Source organism: uncultured Polaribacter sp. (assembly GCF_947503855.1).
GTDB lineage: Bacteria > Bacteroidota > Bacteroidia > Flavobacteriales > Flavobacteriaceae > Polaribacter.
On record NZ_CANNFF010000009.1, the window covers coordinates 64,010 to 79,819 of the forward strand.

The 15,810-nt window shown below is 28.9% G+C and carries 18 protein-coding genes; 5 read left to right on the forward strand and 13 right to left on the reverse strand.

The window, feature by feature from the left end; genetic code table 11:
• The first annotated feature begins 26 nt into the window (after positions 1–26).
• Positions 27–380 carry a hypothetical protein gene (locus Q0662_RS09075; protein ID WP_298948982.1) on the forward strand — a complete coding sequence of 118 codons (354 nt, stop codon included), beginning with the start codon at positions 27–29 and terminating at the stop codon, positions 378–380.
• 122 nt (positions 381–502) lie between these two features.
• On the opposite strand, the gene Q0662_RS09080 is transcribed toward Q0662_RS09075, so the two are convergent.
• Positions 503–970: a CBS domain-containing protein gene (locus Q0662_RS09080; RefSeq protein ID WP_298948984.1), complete on the reverse strand. Its 468-nt coding sequence runs from the start codon at positions 968–970 to the stop codon at positions 503–505.
• 104 nt (positions 971–1,074) lie between these two features.
• On the opposite strand from Q0662_RS09080, the gene Q0662_RS09085 reads away from it, so the two are divergent.
• Positions 1,075–3,372, forward strand: coding sequence for a M20/M25/M40 family metallo-hydrolase (locus Q0662_RS09085; RefSeq protein WP_298948986.1), 2,298 nt, complete (start codon positions 1,075–1,077; stop codon positions 3,370–3,372).
• A gap of 62 nt (positions 3,373–3,434) precedes the next feature.
• Here the strand turns inward: Q0662_RS09085 and pyk are convergent, their stop codons facing one another.
• From pyk to Q0662_RS09110, 5 genes are all read right to left on the reverse strand, one after another.
• Positions 3,435–4,862, reverse strand: coding sequence for a pyruvate kinase (gene pyk / locus Q0662_RS09090; protein WP_298948988.1), 1,428 nt, complete (start codon positions 4,860–4,862; stop codon positions 3,435–3,437).
• Position 4,863: 1 nt separating this feature from the next.
• Positions 4,864–5,334, reverse strand: a complete 471-nt coding sequence (locus Q0662_RS09095) for an IPExxxVDY family protein (RefSeq protein ID WP_298948990.1) — start codon at positions 5,332–5,334, stop codon at positions 4,864–4,866.
• A gap of 90 nt (positions 5,335–5,424) precedes the next feature.
• Positions 5,425–6,162 (reverse strand): ribonuclease III, encoded by a 738-nt coding sequence (gene rnc / locus Q0662_RS09100; protein ID WP_298948991.1) that lies wholly within the window; start codon positions 6,160–6,162, stop codon positions 5,425–5,427.
• 3 nt (positions 6,163–6,165) lie between these two features.
• Positions 6,166–7,419, reverse strand: a complete 1,254-nt coding sequence (gene fabF / locus Q0662_RS09105) for a beta-ketoacyl-ACP synthase II (RefSeq protein ID WP_298948994.1) — start codon at positions 7,417–7,419, stop codon at positions 6,166–6,168.
• A gap of 7 nt (positions 7,420–7,426) precedes the next feature.
• The gene (locus Q0662_RS09110; protein WP_144896032.1) at positions 7,427–7,663 is read right to left on the reverse strand and encodes an acyl carrier protein; all 237 of its coding nucleotides are present in this window, start codon (positions 7,661–7,663) and stop codon (positions 7,427–7,429) included.
• A 173-nt stretch (positions 7,664–7,836) separates the two neighbouring features.
• Here Q0662_RS09110 and Q0662_RS09115 point away from each other — a divergent pair, with 173 nt between their 5' ends.
• On the forward strand, positions 7,837–8,409 hold the full coding sequence (locus tag Q0662_RS09115) for a phosphoribosylglycinamide formyltransferase (RefSeq protein WP_298949006.1): 573 nt from the start codon (positions 7,837–7,839) through the stop codon (positions 8,407–8,409).
• On the forward strand, positions 8,402–9,037 hold the full coding sequence (locus Q0662_RS09120; protein ID WP_298949008.1) for a ribonuclease H family protein: 636 nt from the start codon (positions 8,402–8,404) through the stop codon (positions 9,035–9,037). Before Q0662_RS09115 ends, Q0662_RS09120 begins: the two co-directional genes overlap by 8 nt.
• A gap of 92 nt (positions 9,038–9,129) precedes the next feature.
• Here the strand turns inward: Q0662_RS09120 and Q0662_RS09125 are convergent, their stop codons facing one another.
• From Q0662_RS09125 to Q0662_RS09155, 7 genes are read right to left on the reverse strand one after another with little or no spacing between them, the layout of a single operon-like run.
• Positions 9,130–11,802, reverse strand: a complete 2,673-nt coding sequence (locus tag Q0662_RS09125; protein WP_298949010.1) for a carboxypeptidase-like regulatory domain-containing protein — start codon at positions 11,800–11,802, stop codon at positions 9,130–9,132.
• Between the two features lie 11 nt (positions 11,803–11,813).
• The gene (locus Q0662_RS09130; RefSeq protein ID WP_298949012.1) at positions 11,814–12,542 is read right to left on the reverse strand and encodes a GLPGLI family protein; all 729 of its coding nucleotides are present in this window, start codon (positions 12,540–12,542) and stop codon (positions 11,814–11,816) included.
• A gap of 28 nt (positions 12,543–12,570) precedes the next feature.
• Positions 12,571–13,278: a GLPGLI family protein gene (locus tag Q0662_RS09135; protein WP_298949014.1), complete on the reverse strand. Its 708-nt coding sequence runs from the start codon at positions 13,276–13,278 to the stop codon at positions 12,571–12,573.
• Between the two features lie 57 nt (positions 13,279–13,335).
• Complete coding sequence (locus tag Q0662_RS09140; protein WP_298949016.1) at positions 13,336–13,602, reverse strand: hypothetical protein; 267 nt, start codon at positions 13,600–13,602, stop codon at positions 13,336–13,338.
• 40 nt (positions 13,603–13,642) lie between these two features.
• Complete coding sequence (locus tag Q0662_RS09145) at positions 13,643–13,798, reverse strand: hypothetical protein (RefSeq protein WP_298949018.1); 156 nt, start codon at positions 13,796–13,798, stop codon at positions 13,643–13,645.
• Positions 13,799–13,849: 51 nt separating this feature from the next.
• Complete coding sequence (locus Q0662_RS09150) at positions 13,850–14,578, reverse strand: GLPGLI family protein (protein WP_298949020.1); 729 nt, start codon at positions 14,576–14,578, stop codon at positions 13,850–13,852.
• A gap of 60 nt (positions 14,579–14,638) precedes the next feature.
• Positions 14,639–14,905, reverse strand: coding sequence for a hypothetical protein (locus Q0662_RS09155; protein ID WP_298949022.1), 267 nt, complete (start codon positions 14,903–14,905; stop codon positions 14,639–14,641).
• 549 nt (positions 14,906–15,454) lie between these two features.
• On the opposite strand from Q0662_RS09155, the gene Q0662_RS09160 reads away from it, so the two are divergent.
• Complete coding sequence (locus Q0662_RS09160; RefSeq protein WP_298949023.1) at positions 15,455–15,727, forward strand: helix-turn-helix transcriptional regulator; 273 nt, start codon at positions 15,455–15,457, stop codon at positions 15,725–15,727.
• The last annotated feature ends 83 nt before the right edge of the window (positions 15,728–15,810 follow it).

Below are 15,810 nucleotides of genomic sequence, written 5' to 3' on the forward strand. Positions count from 1 at the left end.
CGAATAATTTATTGTATATTTATCAAATGGAAAACAGAGAATGTTTAGAGTGTAAAGAACCCGTAAAAGGTAGAATAGACAAGAAATTTTGCTCAGATTATTGCAGAAATGCCTATAACAATCGTGTAAACAAAGACAGTAAAAACTTAATTAGAAATATAAATAATAGACTTAGAAAAAATTATAAAATTTTATCGGAATTAAATGTTTCTGGTAAAACCAAGGTGTCTAGAACTAGGTTGTATGACAAAGGTTTTGATTTTCAATTTTTTACATCTATCTATAAAACTAAAACCGGCAACACCTATTTTTATATTTATGACCAAGGTTATTTGGCTTTAGAAAATGAAACTTTTTTATTAATTAAAAAAGAAAGGTAAAGTATTGAAATAGAATAGTTTAATTAACTTAATTTCCAAAAAATTACAAATACTAGCGTTCTAAAACAGAAAAATTAATAATTACATACCTACCCAATGTAAGTTCTAAAAGATCGTTGTAGCTATTTCCAAGTATTTCCTTTTACTTTAATTGCGGCTTTTAAAACATCTTTCTGACTTAATTGCCCAATTAATTTGCCATTATCTATCACAGGAAATCTTCTTCTACGAGAAGAAATAAATTTAAATGCAGCATCAAAAATATTCATATTTTTATCAATAATATCTACATCTGTAACCATGTATTTTCCTACTGTATTGTTTGTATCCGAAGGCATGTTGTAGTATTTACTTTCAGAGATGTGTTTAATACAATCCGTTTCAGAAATAATACCAATCAACTCGTTTTTATCATTTACAACGGGTCCACCAGAAATTTTATTTGCAATTAGTTGCGCAATAACATGGTCTAAAGAATCTTCTGCTTTAAATGTAATTAAATTGGTCGTCATATAATCAGATACCAAAATTTGCTCTTCTTCTTTTCTTTGATTTGAATCTCTTTTTCCTTGAAAACTTTTAATACCCATAATAACAGTTGTTTAGTTTGAACTAAAGTTAGCAAAATTTCTGTTTTGTTATACTTTTTTTAACAAGTTTTTTTTTTTCATACATTTATAAAAAACATTTTTTTATGAAAAGATTTTCTACCATTGTTTCTATTATTATCATTTTAGGGGTTATTTACTGGAGTTTTTCAGATTTAAAACCTTCACTAAATACTGATAAAAACGTTTCAAAAACAGCATTTTCTATAGAGAATGCCCTATTTCATTTAAAAAATATTTCTAAAGAAGCACATTATACAGGTGCAAAAGAGCATAAAAAAGTCCAGAATTATATTGTAAAAGAATTAAAAAAATTGGGTTTAGAGGTAGAAATACAAACCCAAACAGCCATCAACAAAAAATGGTTAGCAGCCACAACTGCAGAAAATATTATTGCAAAAATTAAGGGTACAACAACCGGAAAAGCTTTAATGCTTTTAACGCATTATGATTCTAATCCACACTCTTCTTTAGGTGCAAGTGATGCTGGCTCTGGAGTTGTTACTATATTAGAAGGTATAAGAGCTTTTTTAGCAAAAAACCAAACACCTAAAAATGACATTATTATTCTTATTACTGATGCTGAAGAATTGGGTTTGTTAGGTGCACAAGCTTTTGTAGATACACATACTTTAACAAAAGATGTGGGTTTAATTTTAAATTTTGAAGCTAGAGGAAGTGGTGGTCCAAGTTACGTTTTAATGGAAACCAATGGTAAAAACAGTAAATTATTAAGTGAGTTTATTGCTGCAAAACCCAATTTTCCAGCCGCAAATTCTTTAATGTATTCTATATATAAAAAATTACCAAACGATACAGATTTAACCGTTTTTAGAGAAGATGCCAATATTAACGGTTTTAATTTTGCTTTTATTGGAGATCACTTCGATTATCATACAGCACAAGATTCTTACGAAAGTTTAGATAGAGAAACCTTGCTACATCAAGCAGATTATTTTACAACAACTCTTAAGCATTTTTCCAATTGTAATTTAGAAAATTTAAATTCCGATGAAGATTTTGTGTACGTAAATTTTCCGTTTATAAAATTACTTAGTTATCCTTTTTCTTGGGTTACTCCTATGCTAATCACTTGTGTAATTGTTTTTTTACTATTACTTTTTTTTGGGATCTCTTTAAATAAAATAGCTGTAAAAAACACTTTAAGAGGTTTTATTCCTTTTTTAGTGGCTCTTATTTTATGTGGTGGAATTTCTTTTAGTTTATGGAAGTTATTACTTGTAATACACCCACAATACAATGATATTTTACATGGTTTTACTTACAATGGTTATACCTACATTACTGCTTTTGTATTTTTAAATTTATGGATATTATTCACCATTTACAAAAGGACTTCTAAAGTAGAAAAACCAATAAATTTATTAATTGCACCGATCTTCTTTTGGTTGATTATTAATTTTATAATAAGCATTTATTTAAAAGGTGCAGGCTTTTTTATTATTCCTGTTATTAGTGCATTATTAATTTTAGCAATTAGCATTTTTATGGATTTAGAAGAAAAAACAAAACGCATTTTATGCACCATTTTATCTATACCTACCATTTATATTTTTGCACCTTTGGTAAAAATGTTTCCTGTAGGTTTGGGTTTAAAAATCTTATTTGTAAGTGCCCTTTTTATAGTATTGGTTTTTGGATTAATGATTTTAAGTTTTCATCAAAAAAAATCTTTTTGGACCCAAAAATGGAGTGCTATTTTAGCAATTATCTTTTTTGGAATAGCCACTTATAACAGTGGCTTTTCAATAGAAAACAAAAAACCCAACAGTATTGTATATATTGAGAATTCTGATGATAAAACTGCTTATTTTGGTACTTATAACAGTACTTTAGATAGTTATACTGAGCAAGTTTTTAATGGCAATTTTACAAAAGGTAGCATACAAAATGCAGAAACTAAAAGTAAATACAATACACGCTTTACTTATCATAAAAAAACAGCTTTTAAAAATATTGTTTCGTCTGAAATTATTACAGAAATAGATACGATAATTGGCAAAAAACGCTTTATAGAATTAACCATAATACCGAATAGAAAACTAAATAAGTTAGAATTTATAACCAAAAACAAACTAACCTTAAAACAGTTTAAAGTAAACGATGTTTTAGTTAATAATGGTAAAAATTACACTCTAAAAAGTGGTACTTTTTTGGTGTATCATTTAGCCAATTCAGATAAAGAACTCACACTTTCTTTTACTATGAATACTGATGAAAAATTAGAAATTATACTAAATGAAATTTCTTGTGATTTATTATCGAACAAAAACTTTAACATAAAACCAAGAACTGAAGCAATGATGCCCATGCCTTTTGTAACCAATGATGCTATTATTATCTCTAAAAAATTGAGTTTGTAAAAACAAAAAAGCATTCTAAAAAATTATTAGAATGCTTTTTAATATTTTGAGTTTATAAATTCTTACTCGATCTCAGAAACACGCATGGTATTTACCATACCTTGTGCTTCAACTGGCATAGAGGTAAGGTTAATCATTAAGTCTCCTTCTTTAACATAACCTTGTTCTTTAGATATTTTATTAATATCTACAACCGTACCATCTGTACTTAGATTTTTATCGTAATAAAAAGCTCTAACACCCCAAAGTAAGTTTAGTTTTCCTAAAATTCTTTTTTCTGATGAAAAGGCTAATATTTTAGCTTGTGGTCTCCATGCAGAAATTTGAAATGCTGTATAACCACTTCTTGTTAAGGTAGAAATTGCTTTTGCATCAATATCATTTGCCATTAATGCTGCATGATGACAAACCGATTTTGTAATAAATCTATTGGTTCTAATGTGTGGTGCTTCATGTGGCACTTTTATCATTCTAGAGTTTTCTACACTAGCAATAATTTCTGACATTTTTTGAATAACTCTAACAGGGTGCTTCCCAACAGAAGTTTCTCCAGAAAGCATTACTGCATCAGCACCATCCATAATAGAATTGGCAACATCATTTACCTCTGCTCTTGTTGGTACAGAGTTTTCAATCATTGTTTCCATCATTTGAGTTGCAATAATTACAGGTATTCTTGCTCTTTTTGCACGTCTTACCAATTTTTTCTGAATTAATGGTACATCTTGCATTGGTATTTCTACTCCTAAATCTCCACGAGCAACCATTAAACCGTCACAATAAGGTATTAATGAATCTAAGTTTTTAACAGCTTCTGGCTTTTCTATTTTTGCAATTACAGGTACTCTATATTCTGAGTGTTGGTCTATTAAATCGCGTAACATTCTTAAATCTTCTGGTGTTCTAACAAAAGATAAAGCCATCCAATCTACTTCTAAACCTAAAGCAAAAACAGCATCTTCCATATCTTTTTCTGTAAGAGCTGGTAAAGAAATTGCAGTGTTTGGTAAGTTTACTCCTTTTTTAGATTTTAAAGGACCTCCCACTATTGTTTTTACAACTACTTCTTTGTCTTTATCTGTTGATATTACTTCGAATAATAGTTTACCATCGTCTACTAAAATTTGTTCTCCTACTTTTACGTCTTTTGGAAAACGTTGGTAGGTCATAAATGCTTTTTCTTTAGTTCCTGTACATTTTTCTGTGGTAAATGTAAAAGTGTCTCCATCATTTAAAACCACACCATCTTCAATAACTCCAACACGTAACTTTGGACCTTGTAAATCTGCTAAAATGGCTACATTGTATCCATTTTCTTTATTAATCTCTCTAATAGTTTTTACAGTTTCTCTTACGTTATCATATTCTGCATGAGAAAAGTTTATTCTAAATACATTTACACCTTCTTTGGCTAATTTTGTTAGAATTTCTTTAGATCCTGTTGCGGGTCCTAAGGTTGCAACTATTTTTGTTTTTTTATAATCTACCATATTAAAATATTAAAAAGTCTTTAGACTTTAATGTGTTTTTATCAATTGTATAAGAGGTTATTACTTGCTCTATATTTTTTATTTTTTGCACTATGTTTAACACATAATGAGGTGCTATTTCTCCAGATATTTTAATAAAATAATCAACTTTCTTTTTTTCTGGAATTAAGTACAATTTTGTTTCGGTTGTTAATAATAATTCGTTTGCTGTTGTTTTATTTTCTTTTTTAAAGCTATTTGCAATTAAAAACCACTCAAAATCATATTTCTTATGTAAAAAATTAAATATAGAAAAAGAAAGTTTGTTTTTATTTTTTTTAAACTCTAAATCTTTGTTAGATTTAGCAAAACGAGTATCTAAGTTTTTATTTAATAAATATGCAAGTCTGTAGTCTTCTAAAGCTGAATGGATACCAATTAACGAGTACTCGTCTTCATAAAAATCTTCTAAACCTAAAGTATGTATTTGCATAAATAGAAAATGTACTTATAGTTTTTAACACGGCTAAATTACTAATAGTTTGCCGATTTTCTTTGTTAATTTAACGAAAACGTTATCGTGTTAGTCTAAAGAAATTTGATTTTGAAATGCAAAATAGACTCTTTTAGAGGCTTGCTCCTCTGCTTTTTTCTTTGATGTAGCTCTACCTTTGGCTATTTGCTCTCCATCTATACTTACTTTTACACTAAAATGTTTTACTGGTTCGTTACCAGTATCTTCGTATGTGTCAAAATTATAGATTTTCTTTTGTTTTTGACACCATTCTATAATTAACCCTTTGTAACTAGTAATTTTACCTTCTAATTTTTCTATATCTACATAAGGTAGAATGACATTTTTGTAAATAAATTTTTGACAAAAATTATATCCTTTGTCTAAATAAATAGCTCCAATTAAAGCTTCAAATATATTACCATGTATGTTGTCTCCAACATTGGTTTGGTCTATATTACTTTTTACAAAACGAATAAGGTTTAAGTCTTTTCCTAATTCGTTTAAATGCTCTCTGCTAACAATTTTAGAGCGCATTTGGGTTAAATAACCTTCTGAACCTTCTGGTACTTTTTTGTACAAATAAGCTGCAATTACAGAGCCTAAAATAGAATCTCCTAAAAACTCTAATCTTTCGTAGTTTATAGGGTTGCCTTTTCTATCTAACATTTGCACAGACCTGTGTGTAAATGCTTTTTTGTATTTGTTTATATTTTTGGGAGAAAAATTAAGTAGTTTTTTTAATTCGCTGCGCAGTTCCAAGTCTTCTTCAGACCGAGTTTGCACTATTTTACGAATAAAATTCATAGATTATTCATCTAATTTCTTAAATGCCACACATGCGTTATGCCCACCAAAACCAAAAGTATTACTCATTGCAACCTTAATATCTCTTTTTTGAGGTGTATTAAGTGTTAAGTTTAACTCTGGATTTATATTTTCATCAACATTACTATGATTTATTGTGGGTGGTATAATACCATGTTCCATTGCTAAAATAGAGGCAATAGACTCTATAGCGCCTGCAGCACCTAACAAATGCCCAGTCATAGATTTTGTAGAATTAATGTTGATGTTCTTTGCATGGTCTCCAAAAACTTCTGAAATTGCTTTTAATTCTGCAACATCTCCTAAAGGTGTAGATGTACCATGTGTATTGATATGGTCTACCTCTTCTGGTTTAATGCCTGAATTTTCTAAACAGTTTTTCATTACAGCTATAACACCAATACCTTCTGGATGTGGAGCTGTTATGTGATGTGCATCTGAAGACATGCCACCACCTATAACTTCTGCATAAATTTTTGCGCCTCTTGCTTTTGCATGTTCGTAACTTTCTAAAACGATAGCTCCTGCTCCTTCTCCTAATACAAAACCATCTCGTTCTGAATCAAAAGGTCTAGAAGCTGTTTCTGGAGTTTCATTTCTTGTAGAAAGTGCGTGCATTGCACTAAAACCGCCCATACCAGCAATAGTAACAGCAGCTTCTGAACCACCAGTTACAATTACATCACAAGTACCTAAACGTATGTAGTTTAAAGCATCTATCATTGCGTTTGCAGATGATGCACAAGCAGATACTGTAGTATAATTTGGCCCCATAAATCCATTTTTAATAGAAATATTTCCAGGAGCAATATCTGCAATCATTTTTGGGATAAAAAACGGATTGAATCTTGGAGTACCGTCTCCAGAAGCAAAGTTTAAAACTTCGTTTTGAAAAGTTTCTAAACCACCAATTCCTGCTCCCCAAATTACGCCAACACGTAATTTATTTATTTCGTCTAGATTTAATTTTGCATCTGCAATTGCTTCATCAGAAGCCACCATTGCATATTGCGTAAATCTATCCATTTTTCGCGCTTCCTTTCTATCTAAAAAATCGGTCGCTTTAAAATTTTTAAGCTCACATGCGAAACGAGTTTTGAACTTGGCAGCATCATAATATGTAACAGGTGCTGCTCCGCTAACTCCGTTAACTAAGCCATTCCAATATTCTTCAATATTATTACCAATTGGCGTTAATGCGCCAAGTCCAGTGACTACAACTCGTTTTAACTGCATATAAATGTTACTTTTTTGCTTCTTCTATATAGCTAACTGCTTGACCAACTGTACCAATATTTTCAGCTTGATCGTCTGGAATTTGAATATCGAACTCTTTTTCGAATTCCATAATTAACTCAACAGTATCTAAAGAATCTGCTCCTAAATCGTTTGTGAAGCTAGCTTCTGATGTTACTTCGTTATCGTCTACGCCTAATTTGTCTACGATAATCGCTTTTACTCTTGATGCAATGTCTGACATAATTTTTTAATTTTTAAATTTTAAATCGGGGCAAAAATACAAATCTTATTAATTATAACTAATTTTTGACCCAAAAATGATTACTAAAAATAAAGAATTTTATTTAATCTTACCTAAAAACAATCCGTTTGTTAATAATTATTCCTTTTTTTGTAATATAGAAATTATAAGTTATGAAACGAATTGTTGTTTTTGCATCTGGTTCTGGATCGAACGCAGAAAATATTATTAAGTTTTTTAATCACACTAAAACCGCTAAGGTTACTATGGTGTTGTGTAACAATGAACAAGCTAAAGTTTTTGACAGGTGTAAAAAACTAGATACCAAATGCTTACACTTTAATAGAGCTGATTTTTCTAAAAAAGAAAAGGTATTAGACATTTTAAAAAAGCAAGCAGACTTTGTGATTCTTGCTGGCTTTTTATGGAAAATTCCAGAAAAAATTATAAGTGCTTTTCCAAATAAAATTATTAACATACATCCTGCATTATTACCAAAGTATGGTGGAAAAGGTATGTATGGGATGCATGTACATAAGGCTGTTGCAGAAAATAAAGAGCCTGAAACTGGTATTACTATACATTATGTAAATGAAAATTACGATGAAGGTGGCATTATTTTTCAAGCAAAAACAACTTTAACTGAGCAGGATACCCCTGAAACGATTGCAGAAAAAATTCATATTTTAGAACAACGTTATTTTCCAAAAGTTATAGAAGAAATAATTATAACTACGAATGAGTAAAAAGAGGTTTTATGTAGTTTGGAGTGGCCGCAAAAAAGGTGTTTTTACTTCTTGGAAGGTTTGTAAACAACAAATTGATGGTTTTGAAAATGCACAGTACAAGTCTTTTGCCAATTTAAACGAAGCTGAAAAAGCTTCTAAAGGAAAATACGAAGACTATAAAGGAAAAAACACTAAAAAACCAGCTTTATCTACCAAAGAGAAAGCTAAATTTGGCAAACCCAACTTAGAAAGTATTTCTGTTGATGCTGCTTGTGCTGGAAACCCAGGAAAAATGGAATACAGAGGTGTTTTAACGCACAACAAAAAAGAAATTTTTAGAAAAGGCCCTTTTAATAAGGGCACCAATAATATTGGCGAGTTTTTAGCACTTGTGCATGGTATTGCTTTGCTAAAAGCCAAAAAAAAAGAAGACATTCCTATTTATTCAGATTCTAAAATTGCCATGAGTTGGATTCGTCAAAAAAAATGTAAAACAAACTTACAATTTGATGCCTCTAATAAAGAGCTGTTGACATTGATAGAAAGAGCCGAAAAATGGCTAAAAGAAAACACCTTTAAAAACCCTATTTTAAAATGGGAAACCAAAGCTTGGGGTGAAATTCCTGCTGATTTTGGGAGGAAATGATTTCGTTGGCAGGCAGTTAAATTCTGGAAACTGAGAGTGCCAACTGTAGACTGTAGACTGTAGACTGTAGACTGTAGACTGTAGACTGAAACCTACAAATTATACCCAATACTAAACATAATAATTCTTGGTAAAATAAAGGTTTTACTATCTGAAACTACATAATCTGAAAAACGGTTGCTTTGTTTAAATTGTGCGTTCAATAAATTTTGTGCACTTATTTTATAAGACCAAGCTGAATTTTCGTTTTTGTAAGATAAAGTTGTATTCGCAATTTCGTAGGTGTTTTTTTGCCCTAAATCTTTATTTTCATAAATACTTTTTCTGTAATCAAAATTAAAAATAAAACCTTCTAAAAAATCATAATCAATGGTTGCAAAAGGTTGTGTTGTAATAAATTTAGAGGTATTTGATGGTGATACAAAACGACCAATATCTCTACTAACACCAATTTCTATCGTTGGAAAATTATCAAATATTGTTTCAAAACCAGCTTCGTAATTATAACTTTTATTTTTATTAGTTTGTAAATTGCTGTCTATTTCTTGGATATAACTACTATTGTTAAAACCAACATCAAACTTGTATTTTATATTTTTAATGCTTTTTTCTAAATGAATGTTTCCTCTTAAATCTTCTGATGGGTTTTGAAATAGTTTAGCAGTTAAAAACTGATTGATTCTCTGTGCAGGATCTGTATTATTTGCATCAAAAGCAACTGTATTTCTAACGCCTTGTATTTGTTTGTTATAATTTAAATTTACAAAAAGCATTAAACCTCTGTACAAACTAAATCTACTGTAATAAATACGTGCTGCATGATACAAGTTGTTTTCTAAATTTTCATTCCCTTTAAAAACCGAATTATACGATTGTAAATAAAACTGATTAGCAAACCTACTTGCGTCTGAAAAAGAAGTTTTTAAATTGTAATTAATGGTGATTTTTTTTGATTTATTAAACTCAATTTTTGCTAAAAAATCGGGTAAAACCACCCATTTGTTTTTGTTTGTTTGGGTTTGTTGATTTACTTGCCAATTGTAATTATGTAAAAAAGCGCCTTGTTTAAAGGTAAAAATGCCTGTTCTAAATTTATAATGTACACCTGCAAAAAGATCATTCAATTTAAAATTTACAGCATTGCCAAAACCATTTGTTTTAAAATTATTACTATTTCCATTGTCTAACTGTTGGCTATCGTCTGTAAAAAAATCTTCAATTAAAAGCTTGTTCCCAAAAGTAGAATATATGTGATTGCTGTTGTTAATTTCCCAAAAATGTTTAAAAACACCATCTATGTTTTGCTCTTGGGTATTTTTTTCTTGTAAAATTCTAATTAGATTTTGGCTATTATCTGTAGGAATTAAACCTTGTAAAATTGGGTTTTGAGTTTCCCAAAAAGCATCTTTTTTACTTTTATCAAAAACATAATTTACTACACTAGAAAATGTGTGTTTATCATTTTGTCTTTTATGCCATTCTATATTTTGATTAATATACGTTGCAGTTAAATTTCTATTAGTTTGTATATTATTTTCTACATTGTTTACTATAGAATTTAAACTATTGAATTGTGTATTGTTGGTTCTTTTTACTTGAGAACGTGCGTACCATTTTTCTTTAGAGTTGGGTGTAAATTCTATATTTAGATTTCCAATACCCAATAAATTATCTGCATTTGTGCTATTGGTTCTTTGTTCTGTGAAAGTATTATACTCGTTAAAATCTTCTTTAAAATTACCAATATTGCTACTAGAAAAAATGGCAAAACCAGAAACATCTAATTTAGAATTAGCGGTTTTTGTAATGTTTAACGCCCCAAATTTTTGCTCGCTTTTTACAACATCATTACTTTGCATAAATTGAGCAAAATCGCCACCTCTAAAATTAAAATTACCACTAAAAACACTGTTTATACCACCAGAAAAACTTAAATAATCTCTAAACGTAAAGGTTTTTTCGCCAATATTATTTAGGTTTCCTATAAAGTTTACGTTTATTTTGGGTGCATAATAAAATAAATTGGCACTGGTTTTGTAAAAGTTTTTATTGCCTTTGCCAGCCTCAACATCACCAAAAACAAAGCGTTTTTTGTCTTCTTTTAGGTTGATGTTCATCGCCATTTCATCAGAATCTGTTAAACCTTTTAAAAAAGCGACTTCGTTATAGTTGTCTATAACATCTACATTACCAACTGCGTCTGCAGGTATATTTTCTACCGCCAATTTAGAGTTACCTCCAAAAAACTTTTTGCCATCTACCAGCATTTTGGTCACTTTTTTACCTTGTACAGTAACACTACCGTTTTTACCAACTTCTACGCCTGGTAATTTTTTTAATATATTTTTTAATTTACGCTCTGTACCATCTACAAATTTGTCTGTTTTGTAAGTAGTGGTGTCTCCTTTTACGGTTACTGGCATTTCTATAACAATTTCATCTAAACTTTCTGATGATTGTTTTAAAATAAAATCTTTTTTAGAGTTTTTAAGCGCAATAAATTGATACTCTATGGGTTTGTAACCCAAATAAGAAATACTAATGGTTAGCGTGTCTTTTTGTGCTACCACCAATTTGTAAAAACCTTCATTATCTGTAATAGCAAATTGTAAGTTTTTAGAAACATCTTTGGGTTTTGCAATTACATTGGCATAAGGCATTGGATTTTGTAAACTATCTTTTACTGTACCAGAAAGAGTTACTTTTTGGGCGAAAAGAGTAATAGAAACTATAAAAAACAATACAAATAGACTTTTCTTTTTCATTAGGGATTTTTTTATTGTTTCCTAGTTCTTTTCCAAAAAGATTTTCCTCTTTTTTCAATTTCTTCGGCTGTTATTTTTTTGCCTTTTTCGGGCTTTGTAATTTCTATTTCTTCAGCAGGGTTTAATATTATTTTTGTTGCCTCAATTCTTCTTTTATGCATTTCTACTAATAACACTAAACCTGGTAAACCACTAAACTCTTTTGGTCCAAAGCTCACAGGTATTTCTGGTGTAAACCAAACTAAGGGTTTCATTTTTGTGTTTTTAGATTCAATATCTATTGCTTTAAAACACACGTAATTGCCTATTTTTTTAGTTTCTTGTGTTATTTGCCATTTCTTAGGCAGCATTTCTATTAATAATAAATCTCCAAAAGTAGAGCTCTCACGAAATTGCTCTTTGGTTGCTGTGTTCTTATAATATTTATTGTCTCCACCTGCAAAAATTCTATTCATGTTAAAAATAGATTTCCCATCATTTTGCATCTCATCTTCTACTTTGTAAAGAGATTCTTCCTTAGAAAAACTTAAAAATGCATTTACATTTGGAGTGTTTTTTAAAATATTTTGCACCCATTTATCCATTCTAGTTTTTTTTAGAATATTTTTTTTTGATACAGAATCTATTATTTTTTCTGAAATAGGCTCCATAGAAACCACATAAGTAATTTTACCACTTATATTTTGAGAAAAAAGTGTTGTAGATATACACAGTAATAAAAAGATAATAATAGTTTTCATGGAATATAGAATAATGACTATTTTTATTTTAGTCTTTAAAAGGAGAGTTCTTTTTTAAGATTTCTTTAAACTCTTTATATGATAATTTTTTAAACCCTTTAGGTTCTTCAATTTTAATTTTTTCTAATGGATTTAATTCTATTTTAGTAGCAGTTATTGTAAAAGTATTTTTATTTATTTCTAAAATTAAACCAGGTAAACCGTAATAATTCATTACCCCATATTGATAAGGAATTTTTGGGGTGTACCATGCTTCAAGTATAATTTTGTTATTTCTTGGATTATTTAGAATAGCCTTATAACATAAAAACCCTTGGATTTTTTTTGTGTCCTGTTTTAAATTCCATTTTGGTAAATTATTTTCTATTAAAAAACAATCTCCTAATAGATAACAATCTAATGTCTCATTTTTATATTTCAAAGTAGAATTGTAAGTATAATATTTTTTTTCACCTCCTGCCATAATATGAGTAAAATTATAACCATTTTTATTATCTAAATCTATTTTTTCCAATGTATAGTATTCAGAAATAGTTTCATTAAATTTTAAAACTACTTCAACATCTTTAGCTCTTTTATAAATATCTATTACTGCACTTTTTTTTGTTTTTTTTTCTTTAATATATTTTATCGCATTTTTAGAAGTTGCTAAATAGGTTATTTTACCTTCAATTTTTTGAGAAAAAATTGGTGTTAAATAAAAGAAAAAGATTAATATAAATAATGTATTTTTCATTTTTGAAGAATTGAATACTCCCCAAAATATAAATTATTTGAGGAGTAATAATTAGTATTAACATTTTACTTTATAACATAAAGAATAATCTCTCATATAAATTCCCATATATAAAGGCTCATCATTTGGATGCTGGTTAGCATCATAAGCAATTTCAAAAACTCTTTCTTTTGCCCAGCTTACACAATCACTTGCGCACCCAAACTCTTCCACAACTTCGATTGCTTCTTTGCTATTTGGTAAAACTTCATCATTAGAAGAAGCATTTATAAAACTTACTCCTACTGCTAGTAAAAATACTAGACTTAATATTAATTTTTTCATTTTGTAAAATTTATAACCCATTTTTTACTGGGTTTGTTAATTATTTTTTTAAGATTTTAAATGGTTTTTGCTCTTCTTTTAATATATTTTGTAATGTAAAATTTAAACTAACTTGATATTTTACAGTACCATTTACTTTTTGAGAAAAAAGTGTTGTAGATATACACAGTAATAAAATGGGAAAAGTAAATTTCATACCAATCCTTTTGTTTTAATCATAAAGGTAAAAACTATGAGATCTAAAAAGTTAATTACCAAAAACTTTCTTCTTAGCTTTTGCTATAATTTTTTTGTATTCTTCAAATGTAACAAACTCTCCTCCTTTTAATTCCTCAACAATAATTTTTTGCTTTGGATTTAAAACTATTTTTTTTGCTTTAAAAATAATTTTTCCTATAGCTAATTCTAAAATAAGACCAGGTAGGCCATATTCGCCTTTAGGCCCAAAACTTATAGGTATTTTTGGGGTGTACCAAGCTATTACTTTACCATTACTTCTAGTTGCTTTATAAGAGATATAGCCATTTATCTTTTTTGTTTCTTGCGTTAATTGCCACTTTAAAAACTTGTTAGGAAAAATAAAACATTCACCAACTGCATCACATTCTTTAATTAAATATGTTTTGTTGTTGTCATCATAATAATATTCTTTAGTACCACCTGCACTTGTATAATTAATTCTTTGTCCTAAATCCTGAATGTCAAGACTTAATTTATCCTCAACTATAAATAACCCTTTTCTGTCTGTAAAAATTAGTTTTGATTTAATGCCTTTAGTATAAAAGAAGACTTTATCAAGTGATTTTACTACATAATTATTTTTAATTTCACTTCTTTTTTTAGATAAGTATTCATCTAATTTTTTCCCATTTATTTTTGATTCATATTCAATAATTCCATAAAAATTTGTTTGAGAAACAAATATTGATGTTGTAAAAAAAAGTAAAATTGCTAGGTATATTTTTAATAATCTCATAATAGTTTTTTAAAAGATGTATAGAGAATAATTTTTCTCTATACATCTAAATTTATTGATTTAAGCACAATTAGCACTATAACAGGCAGTATAAAAATTACCATAAAGTTGCATTAACTCACCTTCTGGACTTCTGTCTTCATGGTCTTCGGCAAATGCTAAAGCTCCCTCCCTTGATGCTTGGACACAATCACTTGCGCACCCAAACTCTTCTACAACTTCGATTGCTTCTTTGCTATTTGGTAAAACTTCATCATTAGAAGATGCATTTATAAAACTTACTCCTACTGCTAGTAAAAATACTAGACTTAATATTAATCTTTTCATTTTGTAAAATTTAAAACCCATTTTTACTGGGTTTGTTAATTATTTTTTTAAGATTTTAAATGAGTAAACAAGTCTAAAATTCTATAAAAAACTTGTAGAAAAAATGGTACTTTTGCAACACTTCCTCTGCTTGTTAGTGTTTATTTACATAGGCAATGGTTTTAAGTTGTACATTTATTTACAGGATTTTTATATTTCTTAATTCCGCAAGCGGAGGTTTTTTTTTAGTAAGCAGTAAGCAGTAAGCAGTAAGCAGTAAGCAGTAAGCAGTAAGCAGTAAGCAGTAAGCAGTAAGCAGTAAGCAAAACTAAAATTTACTATAGCTACAGTTAGTTCTGTGTCTATTTTTTCTTTTTTTTATAGGGGAAGTTTTCTTTTTTCATAGCAATTTCTTTCTCCAAATCTGAGAAACTTTTTTAATAAAACCTAAAAAATCACTTTCCATTTTAGACTAACTGAATTCAGGGATGCCTCTATGTACCTGAAAACCGTTAGTCCAAAATGGAAAGTAAAAATGTATAATTTTTATCTTATTTTTGAAAAAAACATATGATGAGAGAAAGAGAAAGAGAAAGAGAAAGAGAAAGAGAAAGAGAAAGAGAAAGAGTTGCTTTAAAATACCAAGCAATTTTAAAAAAATTAGCTGCAGAAAGGCAAAATAAAGGCATCAATCAGTTTTCTATGGCACGATCTTTAGGGTTAACAGAAAGTGGCTATTTTAAAGTAGAAAAAGGAAAAACAAAGTTAGATGTAGAAAGACTACTACACATGTTAAACACTTTAGACATTCCTTTAAAAGATTTTTTTAAAGATATGGAATAGTTTAAAACAAAAAAACCCAAAACAATATGTTTTGGGTTTTTTGTTTTAAATTAAAAGATTGCTTCGTACCTCGAAATGACTTA

Excerpts from the sequence above, each read along its gene's own strand:
- Q0662_RS09155 (WP_298949022.1), bottom strand. The coding sequence starts at position 14,905 with ATGAAAAGATTAATATTAAGTCTAGTATTTTTACTAGCAGTAGGAGTA.
- fabF (WP_298948994.1), bottom strand. The coding sequence starts at position 7,419 with ATGCAGTTAAAACGAGTTGTAGTCACTGGACTTGGCGCATTAACGCCA.
- Q0662_RS09140 (WP_298949016.1), bottom strand. The coding sequence starts at position 13,602 with ATGAAAAAATTAATATTAAGTCTAGTATTTTTACTAGCAGTAGGAGTA.
- Q0662_RS09095 (WP_298948990.1), bottom strand. The coding sequence starts at position 5,334 with ATGCAAATACATACTTTAGGTTTAGAAGATTTTTATGAAGACGAGTAC.
- Q0662_RS09135 (WP_298949014.1), bottom strand. The coding sequence starts at position 13,278 with ATGAAAAATACATTATTTATATTAATCTTTTTCTTTTATTTAACACCA.
- pyk (WP_298948988.1), bottom strand. The coding sequence starts at position 4,862 with ATGGTAGATTATAAAAAAACAAAAATAGTTGCAACCTTAGGACCCGCA.
- Q0662_RS09125 (WP_298949010.1), bottom strand. The coding sequence starts at position 11,802 with ATGAAAAAGAAAAGTCTATTTGTATTGTTTTTTATAGTTTCTATTACT.
- Q0662_RS09145 (WP_298949018.1), bottom strand. The coding sequence starts at position 13,798 with ATGAAATTTACTTTTCCCATTTTATTACTGTGTATATCTACAACACTT.
- Q0662_RS09150 (WP_298949020.1), bottom strand. The coding sequence starts at position 14,578 with ATGAGATTATTAAAAATATACCTAGCAATTTTACTTTTTTTTACAACA.
- Q0662_RS09080 (WP_298948984.1), bottom strand. The coding sequence starts at position 970 with ATGGGTATTAAAAGTTTTCAAGGAAAAAGAGATTCAAATCAAAGAAAA.
- Q0662_RS09160 (WP_298949023.1), top strand. The coding sequence starts at position 15,455 with ATGATGAGAGAAAGAGAAAGAGAAAGAGAAAGAGAAAGAGAAAGAGAA.
- Q0662_RS09120 (WP_298949008.1), top strand. The coding sequence starts at position 8,402 with ATGAGTAAAAAGAGGTTTTATGTAGTTTGGAGTGGCCGCAAAAAAGGT.
- Q0662_RS09130 (WP_298949012.1), bottom strand. The coding sequence starts at position 12,542 with ATGAAAACTATTATTATCTTTTTATTACTGTGTATATCTACAACACTT.
- Q0662_RS09115 (WP_298949006.1), top strand. The coding sequence starts at position 7,837 with ATGAAACGAATTGTTGTTTTTGCATCTGGTTCTGGATCGAACGCAGAA.
- Q0662_RS09075 (WP_298948982.1), top strand. The coding sequence starts at position 27 with ATGGAAAACAGAGAATGTTTAGAGTGTAAAGAACCCGTAAAAGGTAGA.
- Q0662_RS09110 (WP_144896032.1), bottom strand. The coding sequence starts at position 7,663 with ATGTCAGACATTGCATCAAGAGTAAAAGCGATTATCGTAGACAAATTA.
- Q0662_RS09085 (WP_298948986.1), top strand. The coding sequence starts at position 1,075 with ATGAAAAGATTTTCTACCATTGTTTCTATTATTATCATTTTAGGGGTT.
- rnc (WP_298948991.1), bottom strand. The coding sequence starts at position 6,162 with ATGAATTTTATTCGTAAAATAGTGCAAACTCGGTCTGAAGAAGACTTG.